Source organism: Arhodomonas sp. KWT, assembly GCF_010993615.1.
The window spans coordinates 1-995 of record NZ_WNXE01000608.1 but is presented as its reverse complement, the minus strand read 5'-3'; the positions used below and the strand labels follow the sequence as shown (position 1 = coordinate 995).

Annotated in this window: 2 protein-coding genes; both read left to right on the top strand. The window is 72.2% G+C overall.

All coding sequences use genetic code 11. The features are described from left to right. Positions 1-702, top strand: a 702-nt coding sequence (locus tag G7A99_RS21110) for a chemotaxis protein CheB (RefSeq protein WP_163143869.1), incomplete at its 5' end; no start/stop codon positions are given. Positions 703-706: 4 nt separating this feature from the next. Continuing rightward, positions 707-995: chemotaxis protein CheW (locus G7A99_RS21105; RefSeq protein ID WP_240466368.1), on the top strand; the 289-nt coding region annotated here is incomplete at its 3' end.

The window sequence follows — 995 nt, the reverse complement described above, 5'->3', positions numbered from 1 at the left end:
GACGCATCGCGCCTGGACGAGCGCGAGCTCGGGCGGATCGCGGTGAAGGTGCGTGGCTATATGCACCCGGCCGCGGCGCCGCAGCAGGGACCGGCACCGGTGGTCGTGCTGGCGGCCTCCAGCGGCGGACCGCCGGCGTTGCGGCGGTTCTTCGCCGCACTACAGGGGCCACCGCCGGCGACCCTGGTGGTCGCCCAGCATATCGGTGGGGGGTTCACCACCGAGCTCGCCCGCCAGCTTGGCCGGGTGGCCGGTTTTCCCGTTGCCGAGGCCCGGCCCGGCGACGCGCTTACGGCGGGCCGGGCATGGGTCTGCCCGGTGGATCGCGCGTTCGTGCTCGACCAGTCAGGGCGGCTGACGGAGGCAGGCGACGCAGCCCCGCCGTCGCGTGTGCTGCTTCGGCCCTGCATCGATGACGTCGCGACGGAGGTCGCCGTGCGCTTCGGCGCCGATACGGCGATGATCGTATTCACGGGCATGGGAGAAGACGGCGCCGAAGGCGCGCGGGCGATAGATGCCGTCGGCGGTTCGGTGTGGGCCCAGAGCGTGGACAGCGCAGTCGTCGCCAGCATGCCGGATGCCGCGGCCGCAAGGGTGAGGGTACGTGGGCGCGCGACGCCGGAGGGGCTGGCCTCGGCGCTGACGGAGTGGCTCGCCGGGGCGGTCCCGGCAGTCGGACTGGAACACGAGGGATCGGGCTGAACTTATGGCGGAGTCACAGAGCATTCGCTGTCTCGTCGTCCCCGTCGGGGGCGTCCAGTGGCTGGTGCCGGCCGCAGTGGTGGCCGAGGTCACGGATCCGGGGACCGCGGTCCCTGAAGGGGGACATGACCGTCTCGCCGGCTTCGCCGACTGGCGCGGCCGCCGAATCCCGCTCATGCGCCCGGACGACGACACGCCAGCGACCCATGGCGGTTCTCGGTTGCTCGTGCTCAAGGCCCTGTCCGGTACCTTGCCCGTTAGCCACTATGGTGTCGTCACCCAGGGGATCCCGC